Genomic DNA, 20,994 nt, shown 5'->3' with positions numbered 1-20,994 from the left:
TGTTCAAAAACTGCTATCCCAGCATCTATAACGTCCAGAATTTCTTATCATTGCGACATTAACACTAATTGAATCAATTGAATCACCATGATCAAGACGGTTGCAGACTTCCTTGAAGAATTTAAAAGTAAAGGCTTGTCCATGATAAGCGAAAATGAGGTTGTTGACCACCCTGGTTTAATTGGAAATATGTATGAGGGGCTTACCCAGGCAATGCTTGACAAGGCAATTTTTCAACATCTAAATTTAAAGATCGTTTCTGGCAAGATTACCAACGCGAAAGGGCAAATGACCAAGCAGATCGACTGCATGCTGGTAGAGGGAGAAGGCAGACAGTTACCATTTACCAATGATTGGATATATCATTACAATCAAGTTATTGCCGTCATTGAAGTAAAAAAGAATCTTTTCTCAGCTGATCTTTCATCCTCATATGAAAACCTGAAATCTGTCCTCGATGTTAGTAGAGAACCCGAAAAAGACGGAGATCATTACATTATCGAAGCACTTAGAGACGCTTGGCGCGGCATGCTCCGGACAGAATTACCACTACGGAAGGTAGTTAACGATTTGTCCGAGGAAAAACAAGCCATTTATCATACCCTATTCATGGAGGCATACTTTCCCGTCCGCATTGTAATTGGATACTACGGTTATAAGACCGAAAATAGTCTTCGGGAAGGATTTGCAAATCTATTGGAAGAAAGCCTTCGAAAAGGTATTAGAAAAGGGTTTGGCATCGGAAGTTTCCCGTCCCTTATAATTTGCGGAAACAACTCTATTATTAAGAATAACGGTATGCCTTATTTTATGCCATTCAACTACAATACCCCTTTCTACTGGCATATCTCCGTATCATCGAACAAAACCCCAATAGTCCACCTGCTCGAAGTCATATGGACCAGGCTAAGCTACAAATATGAATTATCGTCCAGCATCTTTGGCGATGATTTTGACTTTGCACCGACACATCCTTTTTTGGATTGCAAGTTTTCTAAACTGCCTGATGGTACGATGGGTTGGGAATACAACTACCAATTATTTACAGATGACGCCCTCAACGCACCTCAATCCGTCACAGCCTGGCAACCAGCTTTTATTTCGCAACTGCAAGCCCAAGTATTACTCCTTATGACCCGAACCGGATCTTTAAACTATATAACTGACGCCAGTATTATTAATCTTATGGAGCATTCAGCAATGAACGTAGACGATTTTGTCAATAATCTGGTTAGCACCGGACTCGTATATAAAAAAGAAAACGAGATCCACTTTTTGACAGACCGTTGTGAAATAGTTGTATTGCCTACCGGAGAATTTGTAGCGGGTGAAAATAAGAGCGGCGAACTTAGCCATTGGCTGAATAAATATTTGAATCAAAGGGAAAATAATTAATATTTCTGCATCATTGTTATAGTGTTGAAGTAAAATTTATAACTCAGCAACTTATTCAAGCCCATTTATTGATCTTGATCAATTCCCTTCGTTAAAAAACTCGATTAATACACATTTGTGAATAAAAATTAATAGAATGACATACAATACTGTTTAAATTGAGATAGCGAATGTTAGAAGATGTTGGTTGTAAATGGAAAGTAAGGCAATTTTAATTATTAATTCAATGCAATGAGGAACCGAGTTTGGTATGAATTAGCCCAAGCAAAATTTAATGATAAATATGCTTGCCTACTTATCGGCCACCAAAGGCAAGGCCTAAATATTTTCAATCTTATTATAACCGCATTTTCAACTGCAGGTATCATGGGTTGGAAATTATGGGATAAGCTCCCAATTGTTGCTTGCGCTATAATTGCATCAATATCATTGGCCAAACTGGTTCAACCACATATTATTCCATCTGATAAGCAAATTGAGAAATTGGATAAAGTAGCTGATTTTTATTTCGATTTTTATTTGAAGCTTGAAAAAATTTGGTTTGATCATGAGCACATGCGAATTTCTGAACTGGAAATGCAAAATCAGTTTCATGCATTAAAACAAACGGAGCGAGAGATAAATAAGATTGTCAATGAAGTACATAAAAAGCCTAAAAGAAAAATTGCGAAAAAATCACAAAACGAATGCGACCTATTTTTTCAAAAAGCATTTAATACATAACAATATGAGTAAAGAAAAGGGAAATTCATCAAATCAATCTGAACAAACACCAAACACTGGCGGGCAATCCCAGGTCCAGGAGGGTGTTGTAAAAGGGAATACATTTCCAACCTATCAAGCGCCTCCTCCACCTCCTCCGCCGCCTGCGTCATCTGATAATTCAGGTAATTAAAGGATATAACTATTCGCCATTAAAAATAATATATTTGTTAATTATTGTTATGAATAAATAACAAGCTTTAATAAGTGTTGAGCAAAATCCTTAATGGAAAAGATTTACGCTGATAATATTCTTAAGCTATTGGCAAATCATTTTTATGTTGCAACAGAAGTACATGGAACTCATTTTTCGGGAGCAAGGGTACGAATTGACGCGGTTTTAAGACCCAAAAACATAGCTGAGTGGAAAAATCCTGACGTTTGTTTTGGAATAGAATTTAAAATAAAGGAGAAACTGAACGGCACTAAGGATAAAACAGCTTGGGTAAAACAGTGCATTGATTATGCAAATACAAGATGGGACGGATATGGTTACATGTATATATTCTCTTGTCCATCTATATTTGAAGATTTGGACCATCCCGTGAACGGTAATCAATGGCTTTGGAATAGAATCCTGTCAAATTTAGGAGTCGGCAGACTCGATAATCATAAATATCATGGCTGGACATTTTTTTTACAAGATACCCATCGAATTTGGAGCCAGCGAAACGGAGTTGCTTCTGGTAAACATTGGGCATTAATAAGAAAATTTGGAAGAGATAGTTATAAACACCTTTAGATGCACGAAAACATTATTTTATCTATTAGTGAATCCTTGTTATTCCTTATTCCTAAAATCGTATTAAAGCCTGCTTAGCGTGTTTAATAGTTTTATAATCATTTTAAAGAAAATTATTAATTGGAGAATTATTGCATTGTTTTCTGTTGCTCTTATTGCAATATTCCTATTCCCCTGGCATTTTATTCCAGATTATTTGAAATTCGGATATAAGGAAGGGAAAAAAGAGGTCGTTTTCAGACTCCTGGGGACGACAATTGGGTTTTCAGGCATTATGCTTACTCTTCTACTCGTCGGCTATAATTTCTATGTAAAAACCACACGCCGGTTTACACTCGAATTTATTACCGACAATCGTTGGCTTCGGTTTATTTTTTCCTTATTCTTTGGAATGGTGATCTTTTTGGGGCTGGGATATTTATTTATTGAATCAGCACATTCCATAAATGATACTACCTTTTTATATTGTTCTTACCTGCTGACAATTCTGTTCATTTTATCTTTATTTCCGTTATCCATTTTGGCACTCAATGAATCTGTTTCGTTAAATCGGATACATAAAATTTTGAATAGACTTTCTGTTTCCGATTTTGACCAACTATATGCTTCCCATCTGCACGGAAAACATTCAGTTGAGGAAATTGAAAAGAATCCAATACTTTTATTAAAAGACCTATGTATTACTGCTATAAATGATAAAGATTGGGTTCTCCCTCAGACTATATTAAATAAATTACACGAGCTTTTGATAATCCGCCTTCATGGAAGAAGTTCTGTTTATGATGTTCAAAAATCCACTTTTATTTGGGCATCATTCTGCAATCATTTAAAAAAGGAGATAATTAAACATAATGACTTAATTACAGGGGAAGTTTTACTGTCTCTTACGTTAAACACCTATACTCATTTTGCTGAAAAGAAAATAATTCAAATTAGAGGTAATAAAATTGACAATTTTTTGAAAGATTATTTAAGGCTGATAATCGAGCAGAATGTTTTTGGTGAAATACAATCATATTTCAGCAGATATTTGTCAGATATTTTGAAAGAACAATTTGAATCTATAAATTATTCGGACGAAGAAATAATTACTGACGCATACCGTTTTGAATGTAGAGACAAGCTTTTAGATTATAATCTTACACCTCTTAGTAATTTATGGTTTTACGTGACAAAAGAATTGCCTGATATCTTGTTTGATACTGTTTCTACGGCAATTGATTGCCGTAGAAAATCAGTTTATGAATCTGCCTTTTGGAATATTCAGTTCACATTTGATGCGATATTCTCATCCGAGAATTTAACTAAATGCCAGAAAAGAGATGCTATAAAAGAACTGTTATTTAAAGCTGATAATATTAGTGATTATGCCATTAAACATGAGATCTATGATCGGATAAATTGCGTTACATACAATCAAATTGGAACATGGTTCATAAAAGATCATCATCTGGGTTTTGAAGCCTTTAGCACTTTTATAAGGATGGTTAAAAAACTGGCCTTAATAAGTGAATTGTCAGAGATTTATATTGATAACTTTTTTATGATTGGGCGTTTCCTTTGTGGGCAACATATAGATGAACATATATTGAATGATGTGGTAAATGAGATACTAAAAATAACGATTCCGATAGTGGATAACGAAAAAACAGAAATTCAAACAAAGCGAGTGATTTTATATCAATTAAACTGGTTTCAATTAAGCTTCTTAAATGAAAACAAATCATTATTGCCAATGAAGGAAAAATATAGTGATAGAATTTCAGACTTGTTAATCCGATTTAAAGACGAAATTCCCTTTTTTTAAAACTTTGAGGGACAAAATCGAAACAAGGTAATATATTGGTTCTTTTCTAAATATTGTCATGGATGCTCATGGCTTTTTTCTGGACAAAGAAGTCGGCAATAAACCAAAGGTTATAATTCCAAATTTAATTTATGTAGGAAGAGAAAGGCCCTTTAATATTAGTTTGTTGATTGGTCTATTTTTTCATTCTTTAGTTTTTCCTCTAATTCTTTTATTGTTAAAAATATTTTTTTACTTCATCACACGATTTACCAGACTTTATTGCCTCATCATATTCCTTCCTTTTCAATTTTAGGTCATCATTCAATACGAAAAATTTATTCTTTGCGGTAAATAAATCTTTCATCATTACTAACCAATCTGTCCCCATATAAAACGCGTTCACAGGTTACCAGTTTGCTGCTTTGCCGGTATTTTAAAATAATCAGGCAGGAACTTAAGCCGAATAGATTTAGTCAGCCAGCATAACGACAAACTGATTTTACGAGCATCATAATAATGAAATTTTTCCTTCGGTCAACTTAAAGTTCTGGTTGTCAAAATCCATTTTTCGAAACTTTACATTTGGATACATTTTAGTCGCAATTTCAATAATTTCAACCTGATGTTCATAGGATTTTTACATCCTGAAAATGGATGTTTTAATGAGATAAATCCATACAAAAGCATCATTTTACAGTCATAGTCATTGGAATTAATCAATGGCTCTGTGTAATTGACGGCAAACCTCTTCTATGCCCAATCTATTCCAATCAAGACCCATTACATTTAACAAACTGGGAGAATATTCGTAAACCTGTCCTTTTGAAACGTTGTACCACACGGGCAATATTAAATTCTGTTCTCCCAAAATTTGTCTCGTAAATATTGAATCAAACTCAGTCTTAGTCCAGGCATTATTGTTTAAAAAATTCGGGCTAAGAATAAGCACACATTTTTTACAGTCTTTTAATCCTTTTTCTATTGTAGCTCTTAAATTGTCGCCAACCTTCAAAGAAAACTCATAGTAAAAAAGTTAATCATTACTAATCCGCAAGACGTAAAGCTCCGTGATCAACCCACGTGGACTAAGCCTGTACTTGTTGCGGAATTCGAGAGTGAAAACAAAGCCTATAAAAGTGGCAGGCAAAGACACCCCGTTATCTTCAAAGGTTTGCGGGAAGACAAGAAGCCCGAAGAAGTGGGGGAGGAAATACCATTACCCGCAGAAAACTTTCTTCACAAAGAAAAAAAGCCGAAAGTAAAAACAAAAACCGCCTCAGCGGATGAAATTCAGGGTAATTGGGAAGATGTGAAAAACAGACCCATTACCAGCAGGAAAGCTGTTAGTATTGGTGGTAAAAAGCTCGAGCTTGTTAACATGGAAAAAAACGGCCGCTGGCTGTGGGCTTTGCTTACAGGAATAATTCAATTCCGAGTGAATCGTTTTTATCCCCGACAATTCGTTTATCCAAAGCATTTATGCTTTGCACTTTGTTATGCACTTTACTTATAAGAAATTGATTGTCAATATTGGTTCAGATCCAGGTCGGACAATCTTAAGCTGACTGGCATTATTAATATGGTTTTGAAAATTTTAATCCCCAGCCCAATGTCTTTTTATTCAATTACCGTTCAAGAAACAAAACCTAGTTCAAAGCTCCGCAGGCGGATGGCGATAGAAGCTAGTAATCGAGAGCAAGCAATAAGCTTACTCAATGAAAAATGCTCCCCAATCTCTTTGAAAGCAAACATTTCACCCTTCAACTTCGATTTATTTCCTATTCCTAGCTCTTCCATCACCTGAAGAACGTCCGCTATTTTAATCAAGGTCGCCAAAGTCGGATTTGACAAACCAGCCTTTAGGCGTCCAACTGAACTATGGAAAATTTCTGCTTCGTAAGCAAATTGTCGGGTACTCAAGCCCTTTGCCTCCCTCAGCTTTTGCATGAAAATTCTTAAATATAACACTGTTCAATGCCTTTGAGGCAAAGCGTTAATTTTTATCTTGAAGTAATCCTGAATGCTTTCCTCCACTTTTCAATTTCTTTTACAATGGCTGGTAAATTACTTTCGGAAGAAGTGGATCGTAGATAGTCAGAAAAAGCGTTTTTTACTTTTTCCTGCTCCCAATCTTTAAAAGTGAGGCTGACAGGGTGCTCAGGGTACAAGTTGGCTGCGAAACTATATAGTACCGGGTAAGGTGGGGCGGCAGAAAATGAGTGACCTATCATCTTGTTGTACAACTCCGGCTTAAGGGCTTTTTGTAGATCCACAATTACCTCATTAATAAGGCGCTCTTCTGCACCTGCTTTTATCGTATCTGCCAGGGATGGCATGCCTTCGGTATAAAAGAAGCTATGTAAATAATCTAAAAAAGGGCCTTCCATCACATCCAGGAGGTCATAACTATAAAAGTCGTAGTCTTTTTTAAATACTTCTAAAGAGAAATTATTTGGATGCTTGTCAATAATGAATTGTATCAGCTCATTTTCTTTGTTCTTCACTATTTGTAAAGTGGGGATGGTTATTTTATCGCCTGGCTGGAGGCGATATTTTGGCTTTAAAAAAAGGTCAAAAAGACTGCTTCTGTAATAAGTGGTTTTCCGGTTAAAAGTCACCTGTATATATAACGGGTAGACTGCCTTGCCATGAAAGTCCAGTTTCTTGAGCCGTTCATTCGGATACACCTTATAGGATATTCGATATTTTTTGTCCATGTTTTGCCATCTTATTTTTGAAAATATGGTCTTAAGAGTTAACAAGAATAAAAGCAATTTAAAGCGAATCAGGGTTTCTGCAAAAATTAGAAAAATTAGGCATGTCAGTTTTGGTTTGTTGTGTATATAAATGTTTGTCAGAATATATAAGTTATCATAACATTTTGTCGTATCTTAGATGCATTTGGAAATTTAATAGGTGCGTACTTAGTGTAGAATGATATTAAAGTGGGAGGTGTAAGATGGAAAGGATAAAACCGATAGAAGCAATTGATCTGCTTAAAAAGGATGGAATGGCAGTAACAACCGAAGAGGCAGAGATGATTTTGGAATTTATTTATGCAATGGCTGAGATAACTGTAGCGCAATGTCTTCGTGGGCAAAATAACGTTAACAGCGAAACTAAAAAATTAACATAAATATGAAAATTGCTGATTTATACCTCAGAGCAGGTAACAGTATGGTCTCCGATAGCAAAAAGAGCCTGCAAGGTCAGGAAGAAATATTACGCCAATATTGTCAACTGCACAATATAAAAGTTCGTAAAGTAATTCTTGACGTTTGTTCAGCAAGCACTTTTAACCGGCCTGAATGGAAAAAAGCATTTTTGGAGTGGCGCAAAAATAAGGGCCAGGTAAATTTGTTACTATTTACAACATGGGATAGGTTCAGTCGAAATGCCGGTGATGCCCTTCAAATGATTACGGCTCTACGGTCTTTTGGAATTGAACCGCAAGCGGTCCAGCAGCCACATAATTCCATTTCCGAAATGCTCGAAAAACCGCAAGCGATTGAAGAGGTACAAAATTCCTTTTTGGAAATCCAGGAAAATAGATGGCCTCGATATATTCTTAATTAGAAACATCGCATGCAAGGAAACAGAACATTTAAACCTTAGTAAGAATTAGCATAAGATGAAAGTTGCCGATTTATATATTAGAGTGAGTACTGATGAGCAAGCTGACAAAGGGTATAGTCTGCGAAGTCAGGAAGAGGTATTGCGCAGATTCTGTGATATGAATAAGATTGAGGTGCGAAAAGTGATTAAGGAAGACTATTCCGCTAAGACTTTCAGGAGGCCCGAATGGACCAGGTTGTTAATTGATTGGCGCAAACACAAAAGACAAGTAGACTTAGTACTTTTTACGAAATGGGATAGGTTCAGCAGGAATGCCGCTGACGCATATCAAATGATCAACACCCTGCGTTCATTAGGAATAGATCCGCAGGCAGTTGAACAGCCACTCGATTTATCAATTCCTGAAAACAAAATGATGCTTGCTATTTATCTGGCTGCCCCTGAAGTAGAAAATGATCGGCGTGCATTGAATGTTTTTTATGGTATGCGGCGGGCCAAGAAAGAAGGGCGCTGGATGGGTTCAGCGCCTGTCGGTTTTGGAAATTTTATTACCGCAGATGGAAAGAAAAAATACATCGCTCCTAAAGAACCGGAAGCAAGCATTATGCGTTGGGCTTTCAACGAAATTGCCAGAAAGCGTTTTAATACCGAACAAATATGGAAAATGGCAAAGATGAAAGGATTGAAATGTAGTAAACCCAATTTTTGGCTGGCCATTCGTAATCCTGTTTATTGTGGCAACATTTTTATTCCCGAATACAAGAATGAACGAGCCTGTATTATAAAAGGACAGCACGAAGCTCTTATTTCCACAATTCTATTTAATGAAGTGCAGGATGTGTTGGATGGCAGGAAAAAGAAACAAAGGACAAAAATTTATGTGGATGACGCTTTCCCATTACGTGGATTTTTAATTTGCCCACGCTGTGGTTGTATGTTAACAGGAAGTTCCTCGAAAGGTAAATATCAATATTTTCCTTATTACCATTGTAATTCTAAATGCGGAACCCGTTATAATGCAAATAAAGCAAATCGGTTATTTGTTGCAGAATTAAAGAAATATACATTCCGTTCTGGTACAATAGCGCTATATAAGCGTGCCATAAACGATGTGTACAAGGTGCAGGCGAAAGACCAGATGGATGAATACCAGGACATGCTTTGCCGGTTAGAGCAATTGACTAAGGAGCTTACCAATGCCCGAAAATTAATGCTAGGAAACGACTTAACACCTACTGAATACCGGGAATTAAAAGCGGAATATGAGCCCCAAATTGACAGCTTAGAAAATCAGCTTGCCAATTTTTCGGTCCGTTCCAACAGCATTGATGACCTATTGGACGCTGCCCTAGACAGAGTTTCCCGGCTGGACGCCTTATACGAAAATGGGACCACCCCAGAGAAGCGACAAATCGTGAGTTCGATATTTCCCGAAAAATTGCAATTTGATGGCGATAAGTTTCGAACTCCCCGGCTTAACGAAGTCATTCGCCTAATATGCACTCTGGACGCGGGCTTCAGCGAAAACAAAAAAAAGACATCGTGCGATATTTCCACGATGTCTTTTCAGGTGTCCCCGCAGAGACTCGAACTCTGGACCCATTGATTAAGAGTCAATTGCTCTACCAACTGAGCTACGGAGACAAAAAATCCGGATCAGAATGCCCCGATCCGAAAGGATTGCAAAAATAAGGGGTTAATTTATTCCAGCCAACATTCGTTCGCTTAAAATCAGGAATTTCAGTCAATTGTGTTAAAAAGTCACACTTTACTATGCATCATGTACGCCTATTTGATTTTGATTACCCCTTCGGTTAACACCGGAAACCTGGAAAAAACGGCGGCATCATGCCCCGGAATGATGTACTTCACATCCGGCACCATAGTTTTCATTCGCTTCATTTGGTTTATATAACCGGTTGTATCGCTGGTACCGCCCGGCGCCAGATGATCGAGGTTGTAATAGATCCAGATATTATCCGAAGCCAGCACCACATCCCCTGCCCCGGTTGCTACACGCGCATATTGCGATTCGAAAGTATGCTTTGAGCCTGTATATACTGTAATTCCGGGAATTATTTCCTGATCATCACCCTGAACAAGGTTTACCCGGCCGGCCATGTTTATATCGATGAGTTTGTGTACATCCCTTTTATTAAACCCGCCTTTCTGTCCATCTTTTTGCCACGCTGCGCCGATGAAATAATAGAAATCGGCCGTTTGCATCCAAACACGGGCATTTGGAAATAAATTGATGCCATCGATATGATCCCAGTGGGGGTGACTAAGAATGATATCAGTAATATCTTCCGGGCGCAGGGAAACTTTTCGAAGTACTGAATCGGGCCGTATGTATTTGATTATATCAAACTCTTTGGCGTCAGGAATATCATTTAAAAAACCGGCATCCACCAATATGTTTTTGCCATTGCTTCCTTTGATCAGCCAGATCATAAAGTTGATATTCACACTGTCTTTTTCGGGACCATTTATTGCCCACTCTGCAATGGGCCAGGCATGTGCCGAAGAAGCAAACCGTAATGCATAAACTTCATATTTTACAGGCTGTGAACTTGCCAATAAGGAAGTCAGTAAAGCAGCAACAAGGATCAGATTTATTTTTTTCATTATTTACGTAATCTTACAATGAACAGGCGTAATGGTTTATTGCAAGATATACCTCCTGCTGCTTTTGCCGGTTAATTTTAACAATTACAGCTATGATTGGGCACATTTACCCCCGCAACTTGTCGCAAAGGCACCCTGCCTGGCGCTTTATTAGTTGTTACTTTTATATCGGAACATCAAATCATTGCTGTATGATAACCAATATACCTAAAAACATAGATGAATACATAGCTGCATTTCCGAAAGAAATTCAGGTGCTACTGCAACAGGTGCGAACCACTGTAAAAAAAGCAGCTCCTGATGCAGAGGAAACCATTAAATATGCCATGCCCACTTACATGTATAAAGGCAACCTGGTTTACTTTGCGGGGTTTAAAAACCATATCGGGTTTTATCCCGCACCTGTCAATAATGAAGCATTTAAAAAAGCGCTGTCTGGTTACAAAACCGGTAAAGGATCGGTTCAGTTTCCATATGATAAACCAATACCCTTAGATCTGATCACAAAAATAGTGAAGCATAGAGTGAAAGAAAATACAGAAAAAGCAAAGGCAAAAAAACAATGAATGCTCACTAAGATGGCCAAAGACCACAGCCTATACATTCGGAGTTGCCCTTCGGAACATCATTTCACCTCCACCACCGCTACTGAAAAAGGTTTTAAGGTAAGTGTATTGCCCGGCAAAGTAATTTCTGCAGGTGGGTTTTCGCCTGTAACTATATCTACATATTTTACAGAAGCGGTTTTTATTTCAGCCGGCAATACAATTTGCGCGTTGGTATTTAATTTATTGATCAGTAAGATCCGCTTACCGCTTTTGGTTTTTATAGCCTGTGCTGCTATAAACGCAGGTTGCGAAAAGGCCGTTTTGCTGATCAAACCGGTATACACCAGCGTATCGCCAGGTGCAAAATTATCCTTCAACAGTTTTAACACCCAATACCGGGCATTGGGGTTACCGTTTTCCCAGTTCATCATACTTACATCTGGAAACTGGGTGGGATAGCCTACCAGTTGTGATTCACCCGCTGCCTCAATTTGCATTTTCGTTAGTTCCAGAAAAATATATGCATATAAAGCACCCGCCAGGTTCCAGTAATTGCCGTCGATCGTTACCGGCTCACGCGGTGAACCGAGAATAACACCAATTTCATTAATAGTGGTAAATGTTTGCGGCGCCAGTCTTTTACGTATGCTTTCGATGTAGCGTACTTTATCTAAAAAAGCTTCGGCTTTATCAAAAAAAGTATACTGGTATGCATCGAGCGGTTGTGCAGTAAGCGAGGGCATTGAGTAATGATGGTATGAAATTCCTTCCAGCGGGATGCCCGGTTTATGATTTTTAGGGTTCAGAAAATATTCAAAATACTGCGGATTACGTACAAGCGCCAGCGATAAACCGATGCATTTTGTTTCGGGCGATATCTTTTTTATTTCGCTTACGATAGCATCGTACATACGGGTGTATAGTTGCGGCGAAATATGATGTTCCAGATCAGGCTCGTTCAGCACTTCCCAATAAGGTATTTTATAATAGTGACCGCTTTTATGAAAATTACCCAGTTCATCGGTAAATCCGCCTTTGGTGTACCAGCTGAATAACCGGGCAAAATAATCGGCTACTTCTTTCATAGAGGTATCGCGCAGTTGAGTTCCATGGTTGTAATTCCAGCAGGTTGCATAAGGATCATCGGGATAATTTACCTCCTGTTTGGTTTTCCACATCCATACAGGCGTTGTGCTGAAGTTGATCACCACCGAATGCCCTTTGGTGGCTTCCATAACGGCCGCCATCGTGCTATCGAGGTAAGTAAAATCCCAGAATGTTTTTTCTTTCGTTGGCGGCTTCAATTCGGCCACTGCCATTTTGGGATATGGAAACCAGGGAACATACCGAACATAATCGGCACCCAGTTCCTTCAATGCTTTAAATGTATTTTTATGTATGGGAGAACCGGGCCGCACCATCGGGTTTTCTACCAATTGCAAAGTAGCCGTAGTTTTTGAAATAGTTACGGTTTTATTCCAGTCGATGGTAATGGTATCGGCAGAGCGTTGGGCATGCAATGGAGAATTAATAAGTGCAATTGTTGCGACAATGAACAATGGCGCTTTGACAGGTTTTATGGTGATCATATACCCTATAACGTAGGGTCAAAGAAATACCACCAGTTTGCAGGTGTGAAAAAGGATGTATTATCCGGCTTTCACGCTGTTTTCTTCTGCCGCTTTGATATCTTCAATAAAATTTAAGTACTTCATTTATTCTCTTTATCTTCTTTCATATTCCAGCACCTTATCCCTATACACTTTCAGCATATTGTAAAGTTCCACGGTAGGCATTTCTTTTACAAAAACATCTCGATAACTAAGTTGTGTGGTTTCTTTTCTCATATGCAAACCTGGTCATATTCCAAAGCCAGTAAGGCATACACATTGAATGCATAAGCCTTACTTTGGTCTTTTCAAAAGATTAAACCGCGCAGGAGTCTTTAATAGATTAATTATTCAAACCTCGGGTATAAATCTTTATTATCGAAATAGCCGGGTGGCAAACCGGAAGTAACCCCTTTATCAAATGCCTCACACATTCTTCCAAAGTTTACAGCTAAATGAAACACATCAGTTTCGGTAACAATGCTATATTGCACAACAGCTCTATTTACTTCGTCACGCAAATATTTAGAAAACTCGAAATCTGTCTCATACGTTTTATTAAACCTGTTGATTGTTTCACGCAGTATATGCTCATAATTGGTTATAATGTATAAAGTCTTTTTATTTTGTTCCATTGCAATTATCACATTTATTTACTCCACCGCGCATCTATTTTCTGCTTCAGCTTTTGTAACTCCTCCTCCATAGCTGCACCCCAATTAGAATTATAATCCAAATAATAATTTCTATCAATATAATCAGGAGCAATACGCATAGACAACCATTGTAAGTATTTTTTCTGCACCTCTATATGATCCTTATATACCTTTAAAAGTGCCAAAGAATAATCATATATAATTTCATCGAACAAAAACTCTTTAATAAAACTGGAACCTACGACTTCATGATAAACTTCAACCTCATCTGGCTGTATTCCTTCTGCATTTTCAAGGTCTTGGCTATCCATAGCCTGATATGCCAGAAAAGATGAAAACTCGTTTGTAAATCCTCCTGACATTGCAACGCTTTTAACAAGTTGAGGATATATGTAAACATCAGTTCCCACTATTAACCCGGTTAATGCATCGTTTGGAGGATCAATTGAAAACCCCAAATTTAGTCTGCCAGGATTTGTAGGTTTGTCAGTTATTTTCCACATAATTATTTAAAATAAAAAGTTTGAATTTTATTATCCCTAAAGAAAAACTCAATTTCATATCCCTCTTTAGTTCTTCCAAAATAAGGTTCAGTTGGTTTAGTAAAAACACCTTTATTTTTTATACTCGCGTCCTGAAAAGCTTCCCTAATTGCATCATCCAATTTATCGTCTGTCCAGATTGTCGGATCATAAATTGTTTTTTTATATGGAGCAGCCCCCTGTCCCCTTAAAACTCCCGTAGTAACAGCCGGTCGCCCATCTGATAGTTTATGCACTTTATATTCCACATATCGAACACCAGGTACACCCGCAGGGTGTGCAATATCTGTAAATATTACGATTTCCGGTACCTGCTCAGGAAGCAAACCACTTGGTACATGGTAGCCGGTAGCCGATACATGGCTGATTCTGGCAAACTCTGTAGCGTCATGACAACCGGAGATGCCCTTTTTAACTCCAGGCAAACTTCGATATTTAATATGCTGAATGAGTGTGGGAATATCCAGAGCATCAAAATCTACTTTTGAAATCGTCCGGACAATCCTACCATTGTCTTCAGTCACTACCCGCAATCTGTGCCCATCCTGATCGAACACTTTTTGGGCTATACCATTCTCCATCCTTGTAAAAGAACTACCGTTTTGAATAACATCTTCTACTACCATTGTAGGCAACGAAAACTGGCTTCCTACGGCCTGTTCTACCGCTTCTTTTGAATACCGACGCTTACCTACAATTGCAAATTCTTCGCCTTTTATTATTTCTTTCTCATATTGAGACCAAAGTAGCCATCCTCCCGAGGCATCATCCGTTCCTCCTGCCACTGCAACGGCTGCATTATCATCTTTATTTGCATCACTCGCTCCATCTGTTAATTTTTCCTCCGTGTTCGCGATGCCTGTTTCCTTTTCCACATTCACCAACGTCTTATTCATTTCCTTCGCCAGTTCCTCATCCGCCGCTAACTTATTAAACTCCTTCCACTCTTTCCCCTGTTTATACAAATTTCTCGCATAAAGTCCCATTTCAGCGGTAATGCTTCCCAATCCATAATACAACTGAATCGTATTCCAGGTATTCAAAAATGCCTTCCCACGGTCCGTTTCATTTAGCTTCTCTGCTAAAACATCACTAATTACTATATCACTCAGTCCCACTCCCAGATCAACGATCGCCTTGGTTACCCGAAATACCTTTTCCAGTTTCGTTGTAGCCTGTAAAGCCGCAGTAATTTCACCTACCCCAATCGCTGTCAACGTTACATCAAGGACTAATTTACCTGCCCTGCCCAGCCTCCTGTTGTTTTCTTCATTAAATATCGCATAGGCCAGTAAAGTAGGCATTGGCACCTTGGCTCCTTTTTTAAAGCTAAGTTTGTCATTTAGTTTAAAGGGGCTCTTAAAGTGTACAATAACCCAATCGGTACCTTTTCCAAAAGCAAGTTTTAAATCATTAGTAAACTGCTTCCGGCTTCCCAGCATCATATCTCCCCTATCATCAATCGAAAGTTCCAATGCGTCACCAGTGAATAGCCCTTCTTTAAATGGTATATAATGTCCACCAAGGAGCGCATTTTCCTGTGTAAATTCCTTCGGCTTTTCAAAATGTTTTAACACCATAGAGCTTAGGCCCGTCATCATCTGGTTAAACTCATCGCCATCTACACGACTAAATAATTCTTTTAAACGACTTCCCTCACTCAGCGTTTGCATCCATGACTTCTGTTGCTCATCGGGCACTTTTGTTACCAGTTTCATTGCTATCTGGTCGCCCATATTCTCGCTATGCAGATTGCCGTCAACCAATATATGCAGCGCACTATCCCTTAACGTATTGGGGATGCTTAAATAATCTTTGTCTTCAAAGCGCCATAATATCCATTTAATTATTTTATTGCGAAGCTCATCTTTATTGTCTTTTGAGCTTTCTGCATACCACTTCTGGCAATAGGTCGATAATGCAGTCACCCTCTTGTTGATCATATCAATAAAGTCCTTCAAACCTTTTTCAAACTGTTCTACCGTACCAAGGCCAAGGCCTATTTCGTACAATGCTTTCTCCTGATCAGTTCTGTCCTGCCAGGCAAGTTTTAAGAATTCACCGTAGGTCTGCTTATTGATCTGATCAAGGAGTTTGGCTATTTCATATGCCTGTTGCTTATCAATTTTTTCATTCTTCTGGATATCTTCAAAAAATTCGCGTGTATAGTTCTGCTTTAACTGATCTACTACCGAATAATTATTGGTAGAGTCGAGCCAGCCTTTTCCGTCATCCAAAGCCTTACGTGCGTACACTCCATTATTGTCTTTTGGAATTCCGGCAAGTTTTGAATCTTCATAAAAGCCCATGAACGTATGGCTGCTTCCGCCATATAACGGCGTATATTTCTTTCCTTCAATAGTAATACTGCCACCCTTTCCAAATTCAACAGGTTTTTTAAAGCGAATCCGTAATCCCCACGGAAATACATGTGAAGATGGGAGAACGATTACAACGAAAGACTCGTCTGCGGTTTCTGCAAATGCATCCAGCCCCTGCGCTGCATCAAATTCTTCCAACACGTACTGACACATGCGCTCGGAACCATCATTGAATTTATCCTGATTGGAAGCCGCCCATTCTTCAACCGTTATATCGGGTTTATTTTTTTCAGCATTCTCCAAATCTTTTTCTTTACTACTGAAAGATGCTTCATCAGCCTGGTTCTTTGCTATTTTTTCCTGCAAGGCTTCTTCATACTTAGTCAAATCTGCTTCCACATTGATTTTTTGCTGCAGGTATTCAAGCAAAGCTTTCTGTTTTTCCTGATCCAACGATCTCATACAGGTAGGCAGGCCAGCAATAAACCTCCTTATTTCATCTTCATTATTAGGCCCATGCTTAGCCAGCGCATTCATTTCTTCGCGCTCCTGGTTAATCGAGGCTATACTGGTTTGTAATTCTTTTATATAGTTTGCGATGATCGCCTTATACAGTTTTTTCCTGGTAAGTCCCAACTTCACCAACACCCCCTTCCCTATATTATCACTGATCTTCTCCAGCAATGGCTCTATCTTCTTCAGCGTTTGACGCAATTTCTTTTCTGCAGCGGCATCGTTTGATGGGTCGTTATCCTGCAGTTCCTGCATGGCTGCTTTTACTTCGGCCAGCGCATCTTTTACCTGCTTGCGTTCTTCTTCAGTATATACATAAGTGTCGTTCCAAACACCATCGCTTATGCCCAGCAGCTCTTTGGCAAAATTTTCTATTTCCGCAAGTGATCCATTATCAAAATCGGGCATGGTTTCAGACCAGCCTTTTATGGTTTCTACATCCTTGTTTACTTTGGTTCGGTCTTTTATCCACGCATCTATCCCCTCAGTAAGCGCAACCACTTCGCCCTGCGTTAACTGCAGTTTATCATTGATCTGCACATCGGTGAATTTTACATTCAGCCGCATGCCGAGTAACGGTGTTGCAACTGCACCATACCCGCTGAATCGGCCGTTACCACCCGATACCTCGAGCAGCTGCATATCAAAATCGCCCACCCGAACTACCATGCCTGCCACAGCGCTGTTTAAGGGCTGGCCTGCTGCATTTGCCCCCAGCCCGTTATTTGTTGTGTCGTTCTTGCCGCATTCGTATACTCTTTTCGGCATGGTTCTGAATACCACCGTTTCGCTCCATGAACCATTGATGCCTTTTATCACCGGCTGCACCTGTGCTTCGTAGGTATTGTCGGGCTCAAGATTAAACAAATGAAACACCGTATCGGTCATGAACTGCTTGTTCCAGTCGTATGCAGTTTTGGTAGTTGTGGTATCGCGTTTACGGTACTGTATATTCCATCCATCTAATGTCTGCGCATTGCCGATATGCCACCACCATTTTCCGCTACGCTCGCCCAGAGCTTCACCAAATAATTCGGGTTTGCCGATATTATTAACTACAAACGGATCAATACCACCATAGGTAAATACACAGGCCTGGCTGTACCCGTTGTTCTGATATGCATCGCGCCCATCCTTATCAAAGGCCTGTACGCGCCATACATATTGCATACTATCCTGCAATCGGGGTTCGCCGGGGCCGTATACCAGCATGGCGTTATCGGTGGTTGCACTGTAAATGGGCGTGCTGCTGCGTACAATGTATTCGGCGTTGCTACCGGCCGGACGAACTTCGAACAGCTCGAAGCGATACCCTGTGCCTGATGAACCGGTAACAAAAGAAGGTGTATTGCGTATGCTCCAGGTAAAAGTGAGGAACTGCGGATCTTTTCTATCTACCCGGCTATTGCACAACGGAAAGTTGAGCAACGGCGCTTCATTTTTCTGAAAGAAAAAAATGTTACAGCCATCATTACTTATCGATACATCATCACTTCGGTTATAATCATAGGCCGTTACACATATGCGATAAGCCCCTTCGGGCAATGCTTTGGTGCGTTCGTAATTATCACGACTGAACCCGTTTAAAAACTGCAGATGGTCCGATACAAGATATTCACTCAGCTGTGTACCCGTAATGATCTGCGGCATACCGGGCATGATAGTTATCGCCGAAGGCCGCCAGGCAGGATCGGTTTGCATGATCGCCCTTCCGTTCAACTCCACTTTAAACCGAAGGCGCACGGTATAGGAAGGCTGACTGAGATCGTTCAGCGTTAATATCACCCGTAACTTATCATTGCCGGGAGCCGCATAATCGGCCAGGTACACGCTGTATGGCGGCACCAGCTGCAACGACGCCGTTACCGGGTGAACGGTTTGCGCGCCGGCGCTGTTATAACCACACAGCCCTGCAATCAACAGCATGCTGTAAACAATCCATTTCAAGGCCATCCTGTTCGTCTTCATGCGGATATCATTCATAAATTTGAAAATGTGCAAATTTGAAAATTTGAAAATGGAACCACTGCATTTAAAAACCCCGATTTAACGAAACAACCCGTTTGCTTTAACAGCATTTTCAAATCGGTTTATTTTCAAATTTTCAAATTGATTAAAAACTAAAGTTGTATCCAACGGTTACCGTTAACTCTGAAAACTGCGGCCGGATAACTACCGCCTGCTGATGCAAATAATTTACAGCAGCATTTAAACTATGCCGTCCTGTTATTTTTTTATTGTTGCCGGCGCCAGCTCCATTAGGCACCGGGTTGTTTTGCGCCTGCGGCGTAAACGAGGCCTGCAGCGAATTGTTCCATACACCATTGTGACTGGTAACATTATTGACTGTTGCTTTTGTAATGTTGTAGGCCGAAGAAGCATTGAGCCTGAGCTTCTTCTTAAACAATGATTTTGCCGCGCTTAATGAAGGACCTGTAAAATATGTTCGCGCACCTGGCATATCCTGTATATAGTAATTACCGCCGGCTGTTACTGAAAAACCGCTCTGCACCTGGTTAAACGTATAGCCTGCATTGGCGGTATAAAAATTACTTTTCTGCGGTGCTTCGCCTTGTTGCGAAGGCTGTGCATCGCCTGCCAGCTGGTAATTAAGCGTAAGCATTATGCCATGCCGCACGTTCTTATTGCCAAACTGATAGGCCACCACGCCATTGTAGCTGGTATTTACCTGATAAAAATTGAGCGAGTCGAGCGGATTATTAAAATAAGGATCGCGCACGGGACGCACTCTGGTATAAGTTGTAAAATTCGAATAAGAACCATTTACCATCCAGTGCTGGTTGGGAATAACGCTGATATTACCACTACCAACAAACCTGCGCGTAGTGGTTGTTTTTGTTTTATCGAGGTTGTTATCCTGTATTCCTACATTGCCCGATAGTTGCACTCGGCTGTTTAACAATTGCACCGAAGGGGCAATGGTAATATTGCGCATATCATTTACGAGATTGTAGGCGCCCAAAGTAGTATAACCGGGCGCTACTCTTTCGTACCGCATTTGAATACTGTAAAAACTACCGGTATATCCTAACCCGGCCTGCAACGCATCGAAGTAAACGGTAGAGGCGGTTGGTGAAAAGAATTTTTTCAGAAAATTATATTGTCCCTGCAAACTGTCTTCGGCACTTTTAACCGCGCGTATATCGCGGTTAAGCACCGATACAGAATACTCCACATCGGCAAACACGCGCTTGAAAAATGATTGCCGCACCGACACTGCCACGGCTGTATTTTCGCGCGGCGTAAGTGTAGCATCTGAAGGAACAAAAGGAATTGAATTCACATCGTCTTTTGCCTTGAAAAAAGCAATACTGTAGCTGTTGCCTTTGTCTTCATAACCGGCTTTCCATCCATATCCCCTGCGTTCAAAAGCAGCGCTGTTATACGTTTCTTTATTGTTCACATCGAAGGGAACGGCTTTTTGCAATACACCGTACATGCCGGCCACCCGCCATTTACCCGGACTTAACTCAACCCCTACCCCATTGAACATATGTCCTGCGAGGGTATAATTGCTGAACGTCATGCTGGTGTTACCAAAATAACCTCGTGCCCATTTATACGATGGCGCAAACTGAAACCGGTTGAAAGGCTGGGCAAAATTACGCCCCTGGTTACTATAGCTGAAGGAAAACGGCATGTTATAACCGAAGAGATTAATATTGAGGTTCCCCTGTAAAAACCAGTTGAACGGATCTCGTCGCGATTGAATACCCGCAGCTGTATAGGCCACGGTATTGGCGCTCACCGATCCGTTGATCTTTATGCCTTTTTTTACACCCAGCTCGTCGATGGCCTGGGCATGCAGCACCTGCCTGCCTGTGAGGCAACAAAGCAGTACGATCAGGTGTTTTATATTTGTTTTCATGGTTTGTTAGGGTTTAATCTGGT

The 20,994-nt window shown here is 39.8% G+C and carries 17 protein-coding genes, 1 tRNA gene and 1 pseudogene; 9 read left to right on the top strand and 10 right to left on the bottom strand.

Translation table 11 applies throughout. The features are described 5' to 3' along the window. Positions 1-87: 87 nt before the first annotated feature. From AC59IL_RS07015 to AC59IL_RS07000, 4 genes are all read left to right on the top strand, one after another. Positions 88-1,395 carry a DUF6602 domain-containing protein gene (locus tag AC59IL_RS07015; protein ID WP_496551390.1) on the top strand — a complete coding sequence of 436 codons (1,308 nt, stop codon included), beginning with the start codon at positions 88-90 and terminating at the stop codon, positions 1,393-1,395. Between the two features lie 231 nt (positions 1,396-1,626). Further along, positions 1,627-2,118, top strand: a complete 492-nt coding sequence (locus AC59IL_RS07010; RefSeq protein WP_496551389.1) for a hypothetical protein — start codon at positions 1,627-1,629, stop codon at positions 2,116-2,118. A gap of 265 nt (positions 2,119-2,383) precedes the next feature. Then, a complete protein-coding gene (locus tag AC59IL_RS07005) occupies positions 2,384-2,899 on the top strand; it encodes a hypothetical protein (RefSeq protein ID WP_496551388.1) in 516 nt (171 codons plus the stop codon). A gap of 79 nt (positions 2,900-2,978) precedes the next feature. Beyond that, on the top strand, positions 2,979-4,706 hold the full coding sequence (locus tag AC59IL_RS07000) for a hypothetical protein (RefSeq protein WP_496551387.1): 1,728 nt from the start codon (positions 2,979-2,981) through the stop codon (positions 4,704-4,706). A gap of 694 nt (positions 4,707-5,400) precedes the next feature. Here the strand turns inward: AC59IL_RS07000 and AC59IL_RS06995 are convergent. Continuing rightward, a pseudogene (locus AC59IL_RS06995) lies at positions 5,401-5,706 on the bottom strand (TIR domain-containing protein); the annotation flags it as partial. A 180-nt stretch (positions 5,707-5,886) separates the two neighbouring features. On the opposite strand from AC59IL_RS06995, the gene AC59IL_RS06990 reads away from it, so the two are divergent. Then, complete coding sequence (locus AC59IL_RS06990; RefSeq protein WP_496551386.1) at positions 5,887-6,201, top strand: hypothetical protein; 315 nt, start codon at positions 5,887-5,889, stop codon at positions 6,199-6,201. A gap of 119 nt (positions 6,202-6,320) precedes the next feature. On the opposite strand, the gene AC59IL_RS06985 is transcribed toward AC59IL_RS06990, so the two are convergent. Both AC59IL_RS06985 and AC59IL_RS06980 read right to left on the bottom strand, forming a co-directional pair. Further along, positions 6,321-6,635 carry a helix-turn-helix domain-containing protein gene (locus tag AC59IL_RS06985; protein ID WP_496551385.1) on the bottom strand — a complete coding sequence of 105 codons (315 nt, stop codon included), beginning with the start codon at positions 6,633-6,635 and terminating at the stop codon, positions 6,321-6,323. Positions 6,636-6,688: 53 nt separating this feature from the next. Continuing rightward, positions 6,689-7,405 (bottom strand): hypothetical protein, encoded by a 717-nt coding sequence (locus tag AC59IL_RS06980; RefSeq protein ID WP_496551384.1) that lies wholly within the window; start codon positions 7,403-7,405, stop codon positions 6,689-6,691. 242 nt (positions 7,406-7,647) lie between these two features. Between AC59IL_RS06980 and AC59IL_RS06975 the strand changes: the two genes are divergently transcribed. The 3 genes from AC59IL_RS06975 to AC59IL_RS06965 are packed head-to-tail and all read left to right on the top strand — an operon-like array spanning position 7,648 to position 9,870. Beyond that, entirely contained in the window at positions 7,648-7,824 is a 177-nt protein-coding gene (locus tag AC59IL_RS06975) for a hypothetical protein (RefSeq protein WP_496551383.1), read from the top strand. A gap of 2 nt (positions 7,825-7,826) precedes the next feature. Beyond that, positions 7,827-8,264: a recombinase family protein gene (locus AC59IL_RS06970; RefSeq protein WP_496551382.1), complete on the top strand. Its 438-nt coding sequence runs from the start codon at positions 7,827-7,829 to the stop codon at positions 8,262-8,264. A gap of 55 nt (positions 8,265-8,319) precedes the next feature. Next, entirely contained in the window at positions 8,320-9,870 is a 1,551-nt protein-coding gene (locus AC59IL_RS06965; RefSeq protein WP_496551381.1) for a recombinase family protein, read from the top strand. Here the strand turns inward: AC59IL_RS06965 and AC59IL_RS06960 are convergent. Then, a tRNA-Lys gene (locus AC59IL_RS06960) sits at positions 9,836-9,908 on the bottom strand. The two genes, AC59IL_RS06965 and AC59IL_RS06960, sit on opposite strands and share 35 nt — an antisense overlap. Positions 9,909-10,052: 144 nt before the next feature. Beyond that, positions 10,053-10,892 (bottom strand): MBL fold metallo-hydrolase, encoded by an 840-nt coding sequence (locus AC59IL_RS06955; RefSeq protein WP_496551380.1) that lies wholly within the window; start codon positions 10,890-10,892, stop codon positions 10,053-10,055. Positions 10,893-11,083: 191 nt separating this feature from the next. Between AC59IL_RS06955 and AC59IL_RS06950 the strand changes: the two genes are divergently transcribed. Next, positions 11,084-11,458 (top strand): iron chaperone, encoded by a 375-nt coding sequence (locus tag AC59IL_RS06950; protein ID WP_496551379.1) that lies wholly within the window; start codon positions 11,084-11,086, stop codon positions 11,456-11,458. A gap of 59 nt (positions 11,459-11,517) precedes the next feature. Here AC59IL_RS06950 and AC59IL_RS06945 read toward each other — a convergent pair whose 3' ends face one another. From AC59IL_RS06945 to AC59IL_RS06925, 5 genes are all read right to left on the bottom strand, one after another. Further along, complete coding sequence (locus tag AC59IL_RS06945; protein WP_496551378.1) at positions 11,518-13,029, bottom strand: glycosyl hydrolase family 39; 1,512 nt, start codon at positions 13,027-13,029, stop codon at positions 11,518-11,520. A gap of 368 nt (positions 13,030-13,397) precedes the next feature. After that, positions 13,398-13,685, bottom strand: a complete 288-nt coding sequence (locus AC59IL_RS06940) for a hypothetical protein (RefSeq protein WP_496551377.1) — start codon at positions 13,683-13,685, stop codon at positions 13,398-13,400. A 14-nt stretch (positions 13,686-13,699) separates the two neighbouring features. Then, positions 13,700-14,209, bottom strand: a complete 510-nt coding sequence (locus tag AC59IL_RS06935) for a hypothetical protein (protein ID WP_496551376.1) — start codon at positions 14,207-14,209, stop codon at positions 13,700-13,702. Positions 14,210-14,211: 2 nt separating this feature from the next. Further along, a complete protein-coding gene (locus tag AC59IL_RS06930; protein WP_496551375.1) occupies positions 14,212-19,065 on the bottom strand; it encodes a hypothetical protein in 4,854 nt (1,617 codons plus the stop codon). Between the two features lie 130 nt (positions 19,066-19,195). Then, positions 19,196-20,971, bottom strand: a complete 1,776-nt coding sequence (locus tag AC59IL_RS06925; RefSeq protein WP_496551374.1) for a hypothetical protein — start codon at positions 20,969-20,971, stop codon at positions 19,196-19,198. Positions 20,972-20,994: the final 23 nt, after the last annotated feature.

Source organism: Niastella sp. sgz303648, from assembly GCF_059587045.1.
Note: the sequence above shows the minus strand (reverse complement) of the source record. Positions and strands in the feature narration are given on the sequence as shown.

What these genes read in the sequence shown, in the direction of transcription:
- AC59IL_RS07005 (WP_496551388.1), top strand. Translation starts at nt 2,384, where the DNA reads ATGGAAAAGATTTACGCTGATAATATTCTTAAGCTATTGGCAAATCAT.
- AC59IL_RS06940 (WP_496551377.1), bottom strand. Translation starts at nt 13,685, where the DNA reads ATGGAACAAAATAAAAAGACTTTATACATTATAACCAATTATGAGCAT.
- AC59IL_RS06935 (WP_496551376.1), bottom strand. Translation starts at nt 14,209, where the DNA reads ATGTGGAAAATAACTGACAAACCTACAAATCCTGGCAGACTAAATTTG.
- AC59IL_RS06955 (WP_496551380.1), bottom strand. Translation starts at nt 10,892, where the DNA reads ATGAAAAAAATAAATCTGATCCTTGTTGCTGCTTTACTGACTTCCTTA.
- AC59IL_RS06925 (WP_496551374.1), bottom strand. Translation starts at nt 20,971, where the DNA reads ATGAAAACAAATATAAAACACCTGATCGTACTGCTTTGTTGCCTCACA.
- AC59IL_RS06985 (WP_496551385.1), bottom strand. Translation starts at nt 6,635, where the DNA reads ATGCAAAAGCTGAGGGAGGCAAAGGGCTTGAGTACCCGACAATTTGCT.
- AC59IL_RS06975 (WP_496551383.1), top strand. Translation starts at nt 7,648, where the DNA reads ATGGAAAGGATAAAACCGATAGAAGCAATTGATCTGCTTAAAAAGGAT.
- AC59IL_RS06930 (WP_496551375.1), bottom strand. Translation starts at nt 19,065, where the DNA reads ATGAATGATATCCGCATGAAGACGAACAGGATGGCCTTGAAATGGATT.
- AC59IL_RS07015 (WP_496551390.1), top strand. Translation starts at nt 88, where the DNA reads ATGATCAAGACGGTTGCAGACTTCCTTGAAGAATTTAAAAGTAAAGGC.
- AC59IL_RS07010 (WP_496551389.1), top strand. Translation starts at nt 1,627, where the DNA reads ATGAGGAACCGAGTTTGGTATGAATTAGCCCAAGCAAAATTTAATGAT.
- AC59IL_RS06945 (WP_496551378.1), bottom strand. Translation starts at nt 13,029, where the DNA reads ATGATCACCATAAAACCTGTCAAAGCGCCATTGTTCATTGTCGCAACA.
- AC59IL_RS06980 (WP_496551384.1), bottom strand. Translation starts at nt 7,405, where the DNA reads ATGGACAAAAAATATCGAATATCCTATAAGGTGTATCCGAATGAACGG.
- AC59IL_RS06970 (WP_496551382.1), top strand. Translation starts at nt 7,827, where the DNA reads ATGAAAATTGCTGATTTATACCTCAGAGCAGGTAACAGTATGGTCTCC.
- AC59IL_RS06965 (WP_496551381.1), top strand. Translation starts at nt 8,320, where the DNA reads ATGAAAGTTGCCGATTTATATATTAGAGTGAGTACTGATGAGCAAGCT.
- AC59IL_RS06950 (WP_496551379.1), top strand. Translation starts at nt 11,084, where the DNA reads ATGATAACCAATATACCTAAAAACATAGATGAATACATAGCTGCATTT.